The organism is Anaerococcus provencensis (assembly GCF_000312365.2).
GTDB classification, from domain to species: Bacteria; Bacillota; Clostridia; order Tissierellales; family Peptoniphilaceae; genus Anaerococcus; species Anaerococcus provencensis.
The window spans coordinates 246,504-262,366 of sequence record NZ_HG003686.1 but is presented as its reverse complement, the minus strand read 5'-3'; the positions used below and the strand labels follow the sequence as shown (position 1 = coordinate 262,366).

Here is a 15,863-nt window from a genome sequence, read left to right as displayed (position 1 = left end):
GCCACAATCTAACTTAGCTATGCTTATTTACATTATTCAATTATCTCAGGCTCATCATAGTCTACGCCGAAAGTTTCTACTGTTACTGTCTTCATCACTTGATCTTCTTTTGGTTTATCTTGGAAGTCAGTTTTTGTTTCTGCTATCTTATCTACTGTATCCATTCCTTCGATTACTCTGCCGAAGGCTGCGTATTGGCCATCTAGGTGAGGGCTGTCTTTGTGCATTACAAAAAATTGGCTACCTGCACTATCTGGCATCATAGACCTTGCCATGGAGAGAACTCCTCTGTCGTGTTTTAGGTTATTCTCAAAGCCATTTGCAGCAAATTCTCCCTTGATAGCATAGCCAGGACCACCAATTCCTCTTCCTTCTGGGTCTCCTCCTTGGATCATAAAGCCTTTGATTACCCTATGAAAGATTACTCCGTCGTAGAAATTGTGATTTATAAGTGAGATAAAGTTTCTTACTGTGTTTGGAGCAACTTCTGGGTAGAGTTCGGCCTTGAAAGTATCTCCATTTTCCATTTCAAATGTTACAATTGGATTTTTGTTTTCCATATTTCCTCCTTAGTTTTTGAATGAGTGAACAGGGGCTGGTATGTGGCCGCCTCTTTTGATCATTTTATCTGAATTTGAATTTCCTATATCTATAATTGGTGCATAGCCTAAAAGTCCACCGAACTCGGCATAATCTCCAACTTCCTTTCCTGGAACTGGGATTATTCTAACTGCAGTTGTTTTTGCATTTATCATTCCTATTGCCGCCTCATCTGCAATCATGGCAGAAATTGTAGCTGAGCTTGTAGAGCCGGGGATTGCAATCATGTCAAGACCAACAGAGCAAACAGAGGTCATGGCTTCTAGCTTGTCAAAGGTCAAATGTCCTCCATCTACTGCTTTAATCATCGCTTCATCTTCGCTCACTGGTATAAAGGCACCGGAAAGTCCTCCGACAGAGGCACTTGCCATAAGACCGCCCTTTTTTACAGCGTCATTGAGTAGGGCTAGGGCTGCAACTGTTCCGTGTCCCCCTACATTATCCATTCCAATCTCTTCTAAGATTCTTCCTACAGAATCGCCAATTGCTGGCGTTGGAGCTAGGGATAGATCAAGGATTCCGAAGCTCTTGCCAAGTCTATCGCAGACATCTCTTGCTACAAGCTCGCCCATCCTAGTGATTTTAAAGGCTGTCTTTTTGATAATCTCACAGATTTCATTGATTGGAAGATCATCCTTGCCTGAAATTGCTGCCTTTACTACTCCAGGTCCAGAAACTCCGACATTAATTACTGTATCGGCCTCACTTACTCCGTGGAAGGCTCCTGCCATAAAGGGATTATCCTCTACGGCATTTGAGAATATTACAAGCTTGGCACATCCTAGGGCATCTGTATCCTTAGTTTTTTCTGCCAAATCTTTTACGACCTCCCCGCACATGGCTACAGCATCCATGTTGATTCCTGCCTTAGTTGATCCTACATTTACACTTGAACATACCAGGTCGGTATTCGATAGGGCCTTAGGGATAGATTTAATCAAAATCTCATCAGCCTTGGTCATGCCCTTTTGAACTAGGGCAGAAAAGCCCCCTATAAAGTCTACTCCAACGTCCTTGGCCGCCCTGTCGAGGCATTCGGCAAATGGAGTGTAATCGTCAAGGTCTGTCGCTGCCGCAATAAGAGAAATTGGTGTAACAGATATCCTATTATTAATGATTGGCACACCATATATTGCAGAGATTTCCTTAGAAGTCTTGATAAAGTCCTTGCTTTCTCTTAAGATTTTATCATAAATTTTATCACATGCTTTTTTATAATCTTTGTCTATACAATCAAAAAGGGAAATACCCATAGTAAGGGTCCTGATGTCGAGATTTTCCTCATCTAGCATTTTGATTGTTTCAATAATATTATTCTTATCCATATTAAATCCTGTGCATAGCGTCAAAGAGCTTTTCGTTTTGGATTCTTATTTCGAGATTGTTCGCATCGGCTAGCTTATCAAAGGCCTTCTTAATCTCAGCAAAGTCTGCCTCTGACTTTGTAAAGTCGATATTAAACATTCCTACAAATTGATTTTCCATTATAGTTTGGCTTAGATCAAGGATATTGATATTGTATTCATATAAAACTTTAGAAATTTTATAGATAATTCCTTCTTGGTCATTTCCTATGACTGTTAGTATAGCTTTCATTTCTTCCTCCTAATGAGACTTTTCCTGCTTATGATTTTACCCTTTTATTAATTAGTGCAAAGAAAAATAGCCCCTAAGGGCTTTAGTGCAAATCGAATAGGGGCTAAAATCTAGTCCCTTTCACACCACCCGTACGTGCCGTTCGGCATACGGCGGTTCAATCTCTTGTATCATATTGTTTATTTCTGATGAAACTATTTAACTTTATTCTTTTTGTATCCGAACCTTGAGGAATGAATACGTCATTTCTTGTATTTCATCAAGTCATAGTGCATCCTTTTCAAATATTACAATAAATATTGTTCCTCCCTTCGCTCCATCTCCATTACAGAAACTTCTTCGCTACTATGGATTCTTCTGACTTCTCATAGTTCGTTGTTACTACTGTGTCGTCTATGAGACCTCACGGGATAAGTCCTATTACTTTCATCGTTTACTTGCAGAATTTACGCTTTGGGTTTACGGTTACCTTTTGGGCCTTTGCTATCTTTAGCTAGCTTGCCCACCTGTTACGCCTTGTATTCTGTTCCTGTTCGTCAAGCCACGATTTCGCTACCCGTTCTTCTCTCCTAGATGTCACCATCTAAAACTTGCAAGTCTCTATTAGATTCGTTGGTAACTACGCTCTGTAGGGATTTTCACCCCAGCATTAGAACATGCCCGTCATACCTAAAAAAGCCACATTTTCTTGTGGCTAGTTTTACTTATTCTCTTCAAAGAACTCATACATTTTGTCAAATATTATTTGCCTGTGATCGTAGTTGGTAAATGAGTGATCTGCTCCATCGATTTCTTCATATTGGCAGTGTGGGAAAGCTTTATATAACTTCTCATTTGAATCTCTAAATACAAGCTCGTCTTGGTTACCTCTAAGGATTAGGACATTTCCCTTATATTTTTCTGCTGCACCGTAGATATCATATCTTAAGAAGTCCAACCAAAATCTTCTGTGAAGCTTCTCCCCACCTATATCCATATCTTCTAGGTCTTTGATTTTTTTGATTTTCTCTATTTCACTTAAGTTACTATATTCATCTTCTACTCTGATTTGGACTGCAACCTTTAGATAGTCAATGTTATTCATATCGCTAGCTGGTGCAAGTAGGGCTATGGCCCTTGGGTTAATTTTCTCTCCTATGAGAGTTGATATAACTCCTCCAAGTGAGTGGCCGATGAGATAAATCCTATCCTTATCTACATATGACCTAGTCTTTGTGAAATCATAAATCATATTGGCTTCGTAAAGCTCTCTTGTGACGGTCATATCATAGAAGTTGCCATCGGACTCATTGGTTCCAGAAAAATCAAATCTTACTACTAAATATCCTCTTTGGGTGAGATGTTTGGCGTTTTGAATCCTCATCCAAGTCCTGCCATCCCTATCACCACCAAAGCCGTGGTACATTATTACTGTTGGATATTTCTTATTTTTATCAAAGTCATCAGGAGTATTCACTACCCCTCTTAGGACCACTCCATCTTTTTTTGAAATTTGCTCGTAAAAATATTTCACTTAATTTTCTCCATTTAGGATCCTTGCCATTTCTACTCCAGATGCAGATGCTTGGGATAGGGAATGGGTTACGCCTGATCCATCTCCTAGGCAGTATAGGCCTTTTTGTGATGTTTCAAATTTATTGTCAACATCTACTACAGAGTTGTAAAATTTAACTTCTATACCATATAAAAGTGTGTCGTCATTTGCCATACCTGGGGCAATTTTATCTAGTTGGTAGATCATCTCTATAATGTCGTCAAGTTGTCTTTTTGGCATAACTAGGGAAAGGTCTCCAGCTGTGGCATTTAAGGTTGGATTGGTAAATGATTTTGCCATACGTCTTTCTGAAGACCTACGTCCTTTGACAAGATCGCCAAATCTTTGCATAAGCACTCCCCCACCTAGCATATTTGAAACTTTTGCTATAGATTCGCCATATTCGTTTGAGTCTTCAAATGGTTCTGTAAATCTATTTGTTACTAGAAGAGCAAAGTTGGTATTTTCTGTTCTTAGGGCAGGATCTGTGTATGAGTGGCCGTTTACTGTTAGAACACCATTGGTGTTTTCTGTAACAACTTGACCATATGGGTTCATACAAAATGTCCTTACAACGTCGTTATATTGTTTGGTTTGATACATTATCTTTGCTTCGTAAACATCATCTGTTATATGCTTGAAAACTTCAGCAGGAACTTCTACACGAACTCCAATGTCTACCCTGTTTTTCTTGGTTGTTATATTGAATTTGTCGCAGATTTGAGATACCCATTTTGATCCAGATCTACCGGATGCAAGAACAAGGTCCTTGCAAGTGTAGGTATTACCATCATCTGTTTTCACAGAATACTGACCATCTTGGTAGTCGACATCTGTGACCATTGACATAAATTTAAAATCTATGTCATCTTTTACATAGTCATAGATTCTTTGTAAGATTATCTTGTTTCTTTCTGTACCGAAGTGGCGAACCTTGGCATCGAGTAAGTGGAGGTCATACCTTAGACACTTAGTTTTAAGGTCGTTTTTATCTGTAGAATATAACTCAAGGTCGTTTCCACCATCAAATTCCATGAGAACTGAATCCACGTATTCCATAAGTTCCATGGCCTTTTTTTCGCCTATGTACTGGTGCAAATCTCCACCAAAGTTGGTTGTTATATTGTATTTACCATCAGATAAGGTACCTGCTCCACCAAAGCCATACATAATATTACATGGCTTACAGCCTATACAATGGTCAACTTTGCCCTCTGTTATAGGACAAGTCCTCCCATGAACCTTCCTACCTCCATCAATTACTAGAACTTTTTTATCAGTATTTAGCTTTTTGAATTCATAGGCCATAAAAGCGCCTGCAGCACCTGCACCTACAACAATTACATCATAATCCATATCTATCCCCTTTTAAACTTCATAAACAGCACGTGCTCCGCCAATCAACTTTGGTCTAGATTTAAGCGCTGTTAGCCTAGCATTTCCAACAAATTTCTCAGTAATTCTCAGCGGCACTTGAACAAATTTCACGTGCATGCCAATTTCTGTATCGCCAATATCAATACCTGCATCAGCTATTATGTGTTCAACCATAACCGGGTCATTAAACTTCTTATAGGCATTAACTGCAAGTGATCCGCCTGCATGAAGGGCTGGAATGACTGATACAATCTCAAGTCCGCGTGCCTTAGCAAGTTCTCTTTCAACCACAAGGGCTCTGTTTATATGTTCGCATCCTTGGACTGCAAGATTGATTTTTCTTTCATTTAGAATTATCAAAAACTCATCTATAACAGCTTCTCCAACTTCAAGTGAAGAATCTTTACCAATCGCACCACCTACAATCTCACTAGTAGATCCACCCAAAACTAATATATCGTCCTCGCCAATACCAGAAGCATCGATAACTTCTAGGATGGCCTTATGTACTTGTTTATGAATTTTATCCAAATTTTCCAATTTATTCACCTCAATATAATCACTATACAACAAAAAATAACTTTATAAATCATAATTAAAAACCGAAAACCAGTTAAAACAAATCTTTGATTTTCATCTATTCAACCAAATTTAAGCACATAAAAACCGCCACAATTTACAAACTGTAGCGGCTATTATCTTACTTGTACCAATATTTACCTTGATCAGCAAACTTTTGGTAGAGGAAGTATCCTGCCCCTCCCAAAAGTATTATTGGTAGTAATTTTATTACAAGGCCTATACCCAATCCGAGTATTGCAAAAGGTATTAACAAAATGCCAGCAATTATTAAAAATGGTAGTAGTAGAACACCACCAACTAGTCTTAGGACAAAGCCTAGAATAGCAAATAAAATTCTAAAAACAAATGCACATATTAGTCCACCTGCTACTAAAAACAAAATTGTTGTAAGCATTTCATTCTCCTTCGATCGTTTTAAATTTCTTAATAGTATTATACCACATTTTAAAATAATTCAATAGATATTTGAAAATATTTTATAATATTAATCAAGAACTTTAATTTCTATTTTTAATTCGAAGTCAGATCCTGGACCTAATTTATAAGCTTGCTTATTTTGATCAGAGAAGGCAGTTGAATTATAAGTTGGCTCTACGCATATATATTCGCCCTTATAATCAGTCCAAAATACAAATTCATTTACATTTGTAATCCCTTTAACCACGATGTGATTGTCGTTTGATGAAAATTCTTGAGATTCAGATTTGTTATAGATGCTATTTGGCAAATCCTCTTTGTTTATTTGCACATCATCAATTACAAAATCTTCGTGGTCAGTATAAAAATAAGGATGAAAAGCTGGTGCAATTATCTTATCACTTTGACTTTGATTTTCTATTTTTATGCTGGCAAATAAAGATTTATTGGTAAGTTCATAGAAAAGTGTGAATAAGGTATCTTCATACTCTCCCTCACCTTCTAATGAAAGTTTAATGCTAGATTCACTTGATTCTTCTATTTTCCATTCTCTATCCCTACAAAAACCATGAGCAGGCAAGTTCTCATCAATTGTAGAAACACCAAAATTAGGGGCACACACATGCATGCCCCCTCTAACTTTCAATTCATCACCAATTTTTACCATAAGCTTTGGGAAAAATATTGGCTTGTCTCCTAGCTTAAGTGAGTCGATATATCCACCATTGGTGTTTACCCCTGCTATTAGGCTAGAATTTGAAATTATTTTTTTCATATTATTGTGGAGTTACATCAGGAGCTTCTGCTGGGCCTCTCTTGCCTAGTTCATTATCAAGCATATAAACTGAATGCCAGTCATCTCCAACTCTTTCAAGTCTTGTTAACATCTTTGTGAAGTTTTCTTCTTCTTCAACTTGTTCATCGATGTACCATTGGATAAATGAAAATACACGATGATCACTGTCACGTGCTACATCTGCTATGTGTGTGATTCTTTTTGTTACTTCTTTTTCATGTTCTAGGGCAGATCTTATAACATCAGTTACACTGCTGTATTCAGATTTTGGTTCACTGATTGCTGCATAATGTGGCTTATATCCTACTGATTGAAGGAATTTTCTCATGCCTTCACCATGTAAAATTTCTTCTTCAACTTGGATGTCAAGCCATGATGTGAATCCATCTAGGTCCAAATCATCTGTATAAGCGCTCATTGCCTTGTAAATATAAGCTGATTCATACTCAAAGTTCATTTGTTCATTTAATAAATCTAATACATTTTCACTCATTTTTATCTCCTTCATTCATTTCTAAAAAATTGTCATACAGAACGTATATCCCATAAAAAGGTAAGTTGTTATCCAATAAAATTTTTGCTATTTTGGGTATATTTTCCAAAAGAACCTGTATTGTAAAGGTATTTTTGCCCAAAACAAGAGAGTCCTTGGAAAGCAAACTCTTATCTTTAATTTTGGAATAAACTTCTGTTATCCCATCTCTGTCGAAAGCAGATCCTATATCAATAGTAACAGGATAGATTTCTCCAGAATTTTCCCTATATTCTATTTTTTTAATTAAAGATACATTTTTCATGACAAACTTCCTCTTCTTATGTTATTATACAAATACCCATATAAAGAAAAAAAACACAGATTTTATTCATCTGTGTCATTTTTTATATTTTCTTTGTATTCTTGCATCTCCTTGTAGGAAAATACACATCCGCAATAAGATTGCCTGTACAAATCGTATTTTTTAGACAAATCTATGGACATCTTATAGCCATTTCTTTTTTTGAAATCAGAATATAAGTATTTTACTTTATATTTTTCTTCCAAATCTTTGCCTATTTCATTGATCCATTTGGAGTTCTTATATGGCGATATTGACAAGGTTGTGCAAAAATAATCGTAATTATTTTCCTTGGCGTATTTGGCTGTTTCTTCTAGCCTAAGCTTATAGCAATCATAACAAGCCTCGCCCCCTTCAGGAGTATCTTTTCTGACTTTTGCTATATCAGCAAAATCTCTCACATCATTTTCTGGCACTATAAGCTTTCCATCTAGACCCATGCGCTTAGCAAGTTTATCCACTTCTCTTGTCCTCTTATCAAGCTCGCTTGCTGGATATATCATAGGATTGTAATAATACATATCTATATCAAAATCCTCCTTTATCCTATACATAACAGTTGTAGAACAAGGAGCACAACAAACTTGCATCGAAAGTTTGGGTCTAACTCCATCTTTTTTATTCTTCTCTATTATTTTTTCCATTTCAAGGTTGTAGTTTATATTGTTCATATGAAAATTATACCTTTAAATTTTCCCAAGAAAAAAGCAGTTGTCTATATATTATAACAGACATATCTCAAAAGAAAGCGTTCCATTCGAAAGAAATTCCAATCGATATAATTTGCCAGTAAATCGCATTGTCTGTGATTAGTAGTAACAATTAATTTCAAATACGAAAAAAGCACATAACTGGTATGTGCTTCGTGATTTCTGTAATATTATCTCTTTGAGAATTGTGAAGATTTTCTTGCCTTCTTTTGACCTGGTTTGTATCTTTCTTTTTTACGTGGGTCACGTGTAAGAAAGCCTGCTCTTTTTAGAGCTTGTCTATAGTCAGGGTTTACTTCTAGTAAAGCTCTTGCAATAGCATGTCTGATTGCTCCAGCTTGACCATTGTATCCACCACCATTAACATTAACTTTAATATCATAACTGTTTTCATTTTCTGTTAGTTTAAGTGGTGATTTTACTATAACTTTTAATGTTTCAAAGTCAAAGTAATTGTCTAAGTCACGTCCGTTTATTACGATATTTCCGCTGCCTGGTCTCATTGTTACTCTAGCAACAGAAGATTTTCTACGTCCGGTTGATTGAATAATTGTATCTGCCATTTAAATCTCCTTACTTTAATTCCAATTTTTCAGGCATTTGAGCTTCGTGATTATGCTCTGGTCCTACTACTACTCTAAGTTTTTTAGCCATTTGGCGACCTAGTTTGTTGTGTGGTAGCATGCCAACTACTGCATGTTCAACGATTCTTTCTGGGTGTTTTGCCATCATATCTTGGTATTTTGTTATTTTAAGTCCACCTGTGTAACCTGAATATCTTTTGTATTCTTTTTGGTTTTCTTTGTTACCAGTAAGTCTGATTTTTTCAGCGTTCACTACAATTACGTAATCTCCTGTATCCATATTTGGAGTAAATGTAGCTTTGTGTTTTCCTCTTAAAATTGCTGCAACTTGGCTAGCTAATCTACCTAGCACCATGTCTTCTGCATCTACGACATACCATTTTCTATCAATGTCTGATGCGCTTGGTGTGTAAGTTTTTTGATATTTCATCAATATTCCTCCTATAAAATTTTCGCCTATCACATTTGGACACCGCAGCTGATAGGTGGCGGCTGTACTCGTCCTGACATTTGTTTTTAAAATCGCTTACAGGAAGCGCGATTTAATCGAAAAGTTTCATAAGAAGAAACTTTATAATCGACTGGTATATATTACTATATATCAGGCATTTTGTCAAGCTATGCTGGCATAAATGAAGGATTTTCTTTATTCTTGCCAAAAATAGCTTTCCTATTTTGTAAAAACAAAAATATGAATACTATGACAAATATTATTGCTGATAGGGCATTGATAGATGGGTTGATTCCTCTTCTTGCCATGCCGTAAATAGTCATAGATAGGTTAGACACGCCATTTCCTGATGTGAAATAGGATATGGCAAAATCATCTATGGATAGGGTAAAAGATATCAAAGCTCCGGCCAAGATTCCATTTTTAATATTTGGTATCAAAACTTTTCTTATAGCATATGATGGAGTTGCCCCAAGGTCTAGGGCAGCTTCTATAATATTTTTATCCATAGTTTCTACAGCTGGCAGTACTGTCAAAACGACATAGGGTATGCAAAACATAATGTGGGATAAAATCATGGTAATGTAACCAAGTTCCATCCTTAGGAAACCATATAGGCCCATAAGAGATATAGCTGTGATGATATCCGGGTTTAAAACTGGTAAGTAGTTAATATTTAATATCATATTCTTGCGTTTTCCACGTAGTTCTGATATGCCAATAGCTGACAATGTTCCTATTATTGTCGCAATTATTGTCGCAGCTACTGCTACTATTAGGGTAGTTCTCACCGCTCCTATAATCTCTGGATTAGAAAATAGCTCTACATACCAATCGGTTGTAAAACCAACCCAGCGGCCACGTAGTTTACTGTCGTTAAAAGAAAAGACAATCATCACTACAATTGGTGCGTACAAAAATAAAAATACAAGGATAGTGTAAAAGCGTTCTAGAAATTTTCTCATACTATATCCCCCTCTAAGTCTCTACCAAATCTTCTTTGAACTGCAAGGGCTAGGATTAGTATAAGCATTAGAATTATTGCAGTTGCCGATCCAAATCCCCAATTGCCAGTGAAAGTGAATTGTTGGTCTATGAGGTTTCCTATCATATAAACTTTTTGTCCACCCAAGAGGTTTGATACCACAAAGGTTGATATGGCAGGGATAAATACCATTATAATTCCTGTATAAACTCCTGGAAGTGAAAGTGGAAAAGTTACTTTTTTAAATACTGTCTTTCTATTTGCTCCTAGATCTAGGGCGGCTTCTATAAGGTTTGGGTCAACTTTTCTAAGGGCATTATAAATTTGGATTACCATAAATGGCAAAAATTCATAAATCATGCCCAAGACTACAGCTGTTGGTGTATACATTATTCCAAGCGGGTCCATGCCAAGACTTGCTAAAAACCTATTTAATACACCATTTCTGCCCAGAAGTGTAATCCAACCATAAGTCCTTAAGAGTAAATTTATCCACATTGGCATTATAAAGACAAAGATTAATGATGAAGCCACATTTTCATCCATTCTAGAAATTATATAGGCAACAGGATAGCCAATCAATAAACATCCTAGTGTCGCTAGAAAAGCTATGAGTAAGGTTATTCCAAGCATTTTTAGGTAGATAGGCTCAAAAAATCTCTGATAATTTCTAAAGGAAAATGTGAAATTGTCAAAGGCTATAGATTCTGATCCGTTGAAAGAATACAAAAGTATCAATATCAGCGGCAATATTATAAAAACTCCCGCCCAAACCAGGTAAATATTTAAATATTTTTTCATGATGGCTCCTCAACTAATGGGTTATCATAAGGATCTGCCTCTATTGTAGGCTCTTCCATAACGTGTATAGCATCAGGGTCTATGGCAACTCCTACCTCACTGCCTATTTCTACATTTTCTGGATTGTGGACATTTATAGAAAAATCTTCTCCACTTACTTTGATATTGTAATAAGTTCCCTTAAACATTGTATTTTCTACAATGCCCCTAAGGCTAGCGTCATTTGATAGGTAGAGGTATTCTGGACGAAGCATGACGCTTACGTCCTTGCCTGGCATAACCTTATCTACACATGGGAATTCATGGTTTAAAAATCTTACCTTTGACCTATCGACCATCTTGCCCCTAAAGATATTTGAATCTCCAAGGAAATTTGCAACAAAGGCATTTACTGGTTCTTCATAAATGTATTGAGGTGTTCCGTATTGCTCAATGATTCCCTTATTCATTACTGCAATCTTATCTGACATAGAAAGAGCTTCTTCTTGGTCATGTGTTACGTAGATAAAGGTGATTCCTACTTCTTTTTGGATATTTTTTAGTTCGATTTGCATCCTTTTTCTTAGTTTTAGGTCCAAGGCTCCAAGAGGTTCATCAAATAGTATAATTTCAGGTTCGTTTACCAAGGCACGAGCAATGGCAACTCTTTGTTTTTGACCACCTGAAAGCCTTGATATATCACGGTTACCATATTTAGCCAAGTCAACTAAGTCTAGGGATTTTTGAACTTTTGTTTTTATTTCTTTTTCAGGAACTTTTTTTATCCTAAGGCCAAAGGCAACATTGTCGAATACATTTAGATGAGGGAAAAGGGCGTAATTTTGGAAAACTGTATTTATATTTCTCTCATTTGGTGGGAGCTTTGAGATATCTTTACCTTCAAAGATTACCTCTCCACTATCTGGATTTTCAAAACCTCCAATAATTCTTAGAGTTGTTGTCTTGCCACATCCTGATGGTCCTATTAAAGTTAGGAACTCTCCTCTTTCTACCGATAGATTGATGTCATCTAAGATCTTTTTGCCATCAAACTCTTTGTTAATTCCAACTAAATTTAGTACTTGACTCATTTCCCCTCCTTAATAGCTTGCTAGGACTTCCACCCATTTGTCGTTATAAACTTGCATAAATCCTTCTAGGTCCTTGAACATCTCAAGTTTTGGCAATTTATCAAAATCTGGATAGGCAATATCAGAATCAGCAATATAAAATGGTAACTTTTCTCTAACACCTGATACAACTGACGTGAAGCCTTCCATCCACTCAGCATTCTTTGCAGAAACATCTGGGTCTGTAAAATAATTTATAAAAATCTCAGCATTTTTTTTATTTTTTGCTCCCTTTGGAATAGCCATAGAATCTACTTGTAGGTTCATTCCCTCTTCAGGAATCACATACTCAAGGTTTTCATTTTGACTTTGCATTAAAAGCGCATCCCCAGAATACATAACAGTAATCGCCGCATCGCCTTGGACTACCAAGTCCCTGGCCTCATCAGTGAGATAAGCGTAAACCAAGGGCTTTTGCTTGATTAGCTCCTCTTTGGCTTCTTCTATTTCATCCATATTTGTAGTATTTATAGAATAACCAAGTTTTTGTAGGGCAACAGACATAGAAAGCCTTGGCAAATCGTACATTATAATCTCACCCTTATACTTAGGGTCCCACAAATCAGCCCATTTCGTTATAGGTTCTTTGATGATATCCTTGTTATAAATTATGCCAAAATGTGATGTGAAATAAGGCACTGTGTATTCATTATTAGGATCAAAATCAAGGCCCTTGTACTTATCTTCCACATATTTAAAATTAGGGACATTAGAAAAATCAATTTTTTCGAGCATGTCATTTTTCTTAAGTCTTTGGACCATATAATCTGACGGAAAAATAACGTCATAGTTATTTGATGATTGGGATAGCTTTATAAACATCTCTTCATCAGAAGTAAATGTTTCATAAACAACATCAATCCCCGTTTCTTTCTCAAACTCAGGAATCAAATCCAAATCAAGATATTCACCAGCATTAAAAACAACAACCTGGTTTTTTTCTCTTGATGAGCAAGATGATAGTAATAATATTAAAGCCAATAATAAAAAGCTCTTTTTCTTCATAATCCCTCCTTTTAAAGTTTAAAATATTTTTTTATTTTGTTAATTGATTAATTATCTTTTGGTTTATTTATAGTTTAAGGATATTCCGCTGCACCTCGGGGGATAGGAATTAGGGGTAGCGGAGACCCCTTTTTCCTTTCCCCCGATCCCCCTATACCTTCTACACCCCCTCCGCCACTGCGTGGTGCGCAGAGCAGAAGAAGTTCTCTTCGAGAATTCTTTTGTTTTAACTGTTTATGCACTATAAGCTGCACCGTTAAGTCTAAGTGTTTTTAAGCCTAGAGGTGGAAAAAATTGGTGTTTTAAGATCTCATAATTTCGTTTAAAAAATCGCACTGTTTGAGCGAAGCGAGTTTGCGATTTTTAGAAATTTGAGATTGCAAAAACCCAATTTTTGATGTTGGTATTATCAATCCGCCCCACGCGAGTGGCCGTTTCGAGGGGTAGCGGAAATGGGGGTTTAAGGGGGAAACCAGTTGGGGAGAATCGGAACTCCCCTGGGTTTTCCCCCTTAGGTCGAAGGAATAACCTTAAACTACAACAAAATAAAAGACATATTAATATAAAAAAGTATTTACTTACATGCTATAAATATGCTACAAGTAACTAGATAGCTTCCCTTAGTGCAACGGTATATCCTTAAATAACGAAAAACCACAAGATAATCATCCAATCAAAAAACAAAAATTTTAGTCCAAGATATTTAAAAAAATATCTTCTCCAACTCTTTTTGGGCAAAAAAATTCCTTGCACATTATTTTGAACAAGGATTTTATTATCCTACCTATTTACTCATTATTTAAACCCTATAGGTAGGAAGTTTATTATTCGGATTTGGCAATTTGCCCCCTGTGGTTGTGAGTTTTAGCCATATAAATGAGTCTAAAGTATGGATAAATGTGAGATTTCCCACCAGTTCTTACCCCACAGGTGTTCTTAATGTTTTTTGTTTTTTTATTTTATTGTCACTGCAATTATAATGATTAAAACTATAAAAGTCAATCAAAAAATCAAGTTTTTTATTTTTTCTTGATATTCTTGTATGTCATTGGAGATACTAATAGTAGCATTGGGTATAATTCCAATCTTCCAAATAGCATAGCAAGGGTCAATGTGAATTTTGATAGGTCGCTCATCCTTGCAAATGTGTCCATTGGGCCTAGTTCTCCAATGTATGGTCCTATGTTATTTATTGTTGCCGCCACTGCTGTGAATGCCGTTTCAAAATCACTAGTATCTATTGAAACTATTATCATAAAGATTACAAATAAAATCGTATAGATCAAAAAATATCTATTGGTTGAACTTTCGACATCATCATCTACTTTTTTGCCATCTAATCTATTTACTGTAATCCTCTTTGGGTTAACAGCTGTTTTTATTTGATTTATCGCAGATTTAAACATCATCACTACTCTAGAGACCTTTAGACCACCAGCTGTTGAGCCAGCACATCCACCTATAAACATAAGTAGGGTTAGTAGGTGTCTAGCAAAAAATGGCCAGTTGCCAAAGTCAGCTGATACATACCCTGTTGTTGTAATTATCGATGACACTGTAAAAAACGCATTTGATCCAGAATACAAAGGATCATTATAGATTGGTCTTATGCTTATGAATATGAGGACTGTCGCAACAAATATTACTCCTACATATGCCCAAAGTTCTTCTGATTTGAAGCTTTCTTTTACAGATTTTATTATTGCATAGTAATATAAGTTGAAATTTACTCCAAAGAGCATCATAGCAACTCCAAGGATGATTTCTATAGACCTAGAATCATAAAAGGCTACACTTGTCCCATGGTTTGCAAATCCGCCAGTTCCAGCAGCTCCCATAGCAAATATGATACTATCAAATAAGTTCATTCCAGCTAGCAATAGTGCTATTGTAGTTATAAGTGTCAAGGCAAGATATAGTATGTATAAGACTCTTGCTGTTTCTGCTAATTTTGGTGTGATTTTTCCAAAGGTTGGTCCTGGGACTTCTGCTTGCATTAGGTTTGTTGCTTCTTTGTTTTGCTTTGGCAAAATCGCAAGGGTAAATACTAAAATTCCCATACCACCTATTAAGTGGGACAATGATTTCCAAAATATTATTGAGTGAGGAAGTATATCTACGTTTGTAGCAACTGATGCACCACAAGTTGTAAATCCACTTGCCATTTCAAAAAAGGCATCCAAAAATTTGGGATAGTTTGTTGGTGTCAAGTAAAGAGGAATGGCTCCAATAATAGAGTACAAAACCCAGCAAAAAGCTGTGGTAAACATGGCTTCTCTAGTAAATACATGGCCTTTTGTACTTCCCTTTTTTACTAAGAAAGTCCCTAAAAGTCCTGATAAGATAATTGGAAATACGAAATATAATTTGTCATTTGTGCCTTCTTTGTAAATAAAAGCAACTATCAATGGTAAAATCATCAATAAAGCTAGTACCTGCAATAGCCTTCCAATAGCGTTATTTATAATTTTAATGTTCAT

The 15,863-nt window shown here is 36.2% G+C and carries 18 protein-coding genes; all 18 read right to left on the bottom strand.

Features of this window, described 5'->3' with window-relative positions; all coding sequences use genetic code 11:
- Positions 1-32: 32 nt before the first annotated feature.
- The 18 genes from BN38_RS04010 to BN38_RS03925 all read right to left on the bottom strand — a co-directional run bounded on the left by BN38_RS04010 (position 33) and on the right by BN38_RS03925 (position 15,863).
- Positions 33-560: a peptidylprolyl isomerase gene (locus BN38_RS04010; protein ID WP_044565710.1), complete on the bottom strand. Its 528-nt coding sequence runs from the start codon at positions 558-560 to the stop codon at positions 33-35.
- 9 nt (positions 561-569) lie between these two features.
- The gene (locus BN38_RS04005; RefSeq protein ID WP_044565709.1) at positions 570-1,925 is read right to left on the bottom strand and encodes a PFL family protein; all 1,356 of its coding nucleotides are present in this window, start codon (positions 1,923-1,925) and stop codon (positions 570-572) included.
- Between the two features lies 1 nt (position 1,926).
- Positions 1,927-2,196, bottom strand: coding sequence for an ACT domain-containing protein (locus tag BN38_RS04000; protein WP_044565708.1), 270 nt, complete (start codon positions 2,194-2,196; stop codon positions 1,927-1,929).
- Between the two features lie 700 nt (positions 2,197-2,896).
- A complete protein-coding gene (locus BN38_RS03995; protein ID WP_044565707.1) occupies positions 2,897-3,709 on the bottom strand; it encodes an alpha/beta hydrolase in 813 nt (270 codons plus the stop codon).
- A complete protein-coding gene (locus BN38_RS03990) occupies positions 3,710-5,086 on the bottom strand; it encodes an NAD(P)/FAD-dependent oxidoreductase (protein ID WP_044565706.1) in 1,377 nt (458 codons plus the stop codon).
- 12 nt (positions 5,087-5,098) lie between these two features.
- Positions 5,099-5,647: a TIGR01440 family protein gene (locus BN38_RS11160; RefSeq protein ID WP_407636490.1), complete on the bottom strand. Its 549-nt coding sequence runs from the start codon at positions 5,645-5,647 to the stop codon at positions 5,099-5,101.
- Between the two features lie 160 nt (positions 5,648-5,807).
- Entirely contained in the window at positions 5,808-6,083 is a 276-nt protein-coding gene (locus tag BN38_RS03980) for a hypothetical protein (RefSeq protein WP_044565705.1), read from the bottom strand.
- A 90-nt stretch (positions 6,084-6,173) separates the two neighbouring features.
- Complete coding sequence (locus tag BN38_RS03975) at positions 6,174-6,881, bottom strand: aldose epimerase family protein (protein WP_044565704.1); 708 nt, start codon at positions 6,879-6,881, stop codon at positions 6,174-6,176.
- Position 6,882: 1 nt separating this feature from the next.
- Positions 6,883-7,395: a ferritin gene (locus tag BN38_RS03970; protein WP_044565703.1), complete on the bottom strand. Its 513-nt coding sequence runs from the start codon at positions 7,393-7,395 to the stop codon at positions 6,883-6,885.
- Positions 7,388-7,699, bottom strand: coding sequence for a hypothetical protein (locus BN38_RS03965; protein WP_044565702.1), 312 nt, complete (start codon positions 7,697-7,699; stop codon positions 7,388-7,390). The genes BN38_RS03970 and BN38_RS03965 overlap by 8 nt, the downstream gene beginning before the upstream one ends.
- Positions 7,700-7,761: 62 nt before the next feature.
- Entirely contained in the window at positions 7,762-8,409 is a 648-nt protein-coding gene (locus tag BN38_RS03960; RefSeq protein WP_044565701.1) for an epoxyqueuosine reductase QueH, read from the bottom strand.
- Between the two features lie 209 nt (positions 8,410-8,618).
- Complete coding sequence (rpsI, locus tag BN38_RS03955) at positions 8,619-9,011, bottom strand: 30S ribosomal protein S9 (protein ID WP_044565700.1); 393 nt, start codon at positions 9,009-9,011, stop codon at positions 8,619-8,621.
- A gap of 10 nt (positions 9,012-9,021) precedes the next feature.
- On the bottom strand, positions 9,022-9,462 hold the full coding sequence (gene rplM / locus BN38_RS03950; RefSeq protein WP_044565699.1) for a 50S ribosomal protein L13: 441 nt from the start codon (positions 9,460-9,462) through the stop codon (positions 9,022-9,024).
- A 188-nt stretch (positions 9,463-9,650) separates the two neighbouring features.
- Positions 9,651-10,448, bottom strand: a complete 798-nt coding sequence (locus tag BN38_RS03945) for an ABC transporter permease (RefSeq protein WP_044565698.1) — start codon at positions 10,446-10,448, stop codon at positions 9,651-9,653.
- Positions 10,445-11,269 (bottom strand): ABC transporter permease, encoded by an 825-nt coding sequence (locus tag BN38_RS03940; RefSeq protein WP_044565697.1) that lies wholly within the window; start codon positions 11,267-11,269, stop codon positions 10,445-10,447. Before BN38_RS03940 ends, BN38_RS03945 begins: the two co-directional genes overlap by 4 nt.
- Positions 11,266-12,339: an ABC transporter ATP-binding protein gene (locus BN38_RS03935; RefSeq protein ID WP_044565696.1), complete on the bottom strand. Its 1,074-nt coding sequence runs from the start codon at positions 12,337-12,339 to the stop codon at positions 11,266-11,268. Before BN38_RS03935 ends, BN38_RS03940 begins: the two co-directional genes overlap by 4 nt.
- Before the next feature lie 9 nt (positions 12,340-12,348).
- Positions 12,349-13,383, bottom strand: coding sequence for an ABC transporter substrate-binding protein (locus tag BN38_RS03930; RefSeq protein ID WP_044565695.1), 1,035 nt, complete (start codon positions 13,381-13,383; stop codon positions 12,349-12,351).
- Between the two features lie 1,019 nt (positions 13,384-14,402).
- Positions 14,403-15,863, bottom strand: a complete 1,461-nt coding sequence (locus BN38_RS03925) for a TrkH family potassium uptake protein (RefSeq protein ID WP_044565694.1) — start codon at positions 15,861-15,863, stop codon at positions 14,403-14,405.

Bases quoted from the DNA above. Each gene is read 5' to 3' on its own strand.
- BN38_RS03990 (WP_044565706.1), bottom strand. From the start codon at position 5,086: ATGGATTATGATGTAATTGTTGTAGGTGCAGGTGCTGCAGGCGCTTTT.
- BN38_RS03980 (WP_044565705.1), bottom strand. From the start codon at position 6,083: ATGCTTACAACAATTTTGTTTTTAGTAGCAGGTGGACTAATATGTGCA.
- BN38_RS04000 (WP_044565708.1), bottom strand. From the start codon at position 2,196: ATGAAAGCTATACTAACAGTCATAGGAAATGACCAAGAAGGAATTATC.
- BN38_RS03945 (WP_044565698.1), bottom strand. From the start codon at position 10,448: ATGAGAAAATTTCTAGAACGCTTTTACACTATCCTTGTATTTTTATTT.
- rplM (WP_044565699.1), bottom strand. From the start codon at position 9,462: ATGAAATATCAAAAAACTTACACACCAAGCGCATCAGACATTGATAGA.
- BN38_RS03975 (WP_044565704.1), bottom strand. From the start codon at position 6,881: ATGAAAAAAATAATTTCAAATTCTAGCCTAATAGCAGGGGTAAACACC.
- BN38_RS03970 (WP_044565703.1), bottom strand. From the start codon at position 7,395: ATGAGTGAAAATGTATTAGATTTATTAAATGAACAAATGAACTTTGAG.
- rpsI (WP_044565700.1), bottom strand. From the start codon at position 9,011: ATGGCAGATACAATTATTCAATCAACCGGACGTAGAAAATCTTCTGTT.
- BN38_RS03935 (WP_044565696.1), bottom strand. From the start codon at position 12,339: ATGAGTCAAGTACTAAATTTAGTTGGAATTAACAAAGAGTTTGATGGC.
- BN38_RS03965 (WP_044565702.1), bottom strand. From the start codon at position 7,699: ATGAAAAATGTATCTTTAATTAAAAAAATAGAATATAGGGAAAATTCT.
- BN38_RS03940 (WP_044565697.1), bottom strand. From the start codon at position 11,269: ATGAAAAAATATTTAAATATTTACCTGGTTTGGGCGGGAGTTTTTATA.
- BN38_RS03930 (WP_044565695.1), bottom strand. From the start codon at position 13,383: ATGAAGAAAAAGAGCTTTTTATTATTGGCTTTAATATTATTACTATCA.
- BN38_RS04010 (WP_044565710.1), bottom strand. From the start codon at position 560: ATGGAAAACAAAAATCCAATTGTAACATTTGAAATGGAAAATGGAGAT.
- BN38_RS04005 (WP_044565709.1), bottom strand. From the start codon at position 1,925: ATGGATAAGAATAATATTATTGAAACAATCAAAATGCTAGATGAGGAA.
- BN38_RS03925 (WP_044565694.1), bottom strand. From the start codon at position 15,863: ATGAACATTAAAATTATAAATAACGCTATTGGAAGGCTATTGCAGGTA.
- BN38_RS03960 (WP_044565701.1), bottom strand. From the start codon at position 8,409: ATGAACAATATAAACTACAACCTTGAAATGGAAAAAATAATAGAGAAG.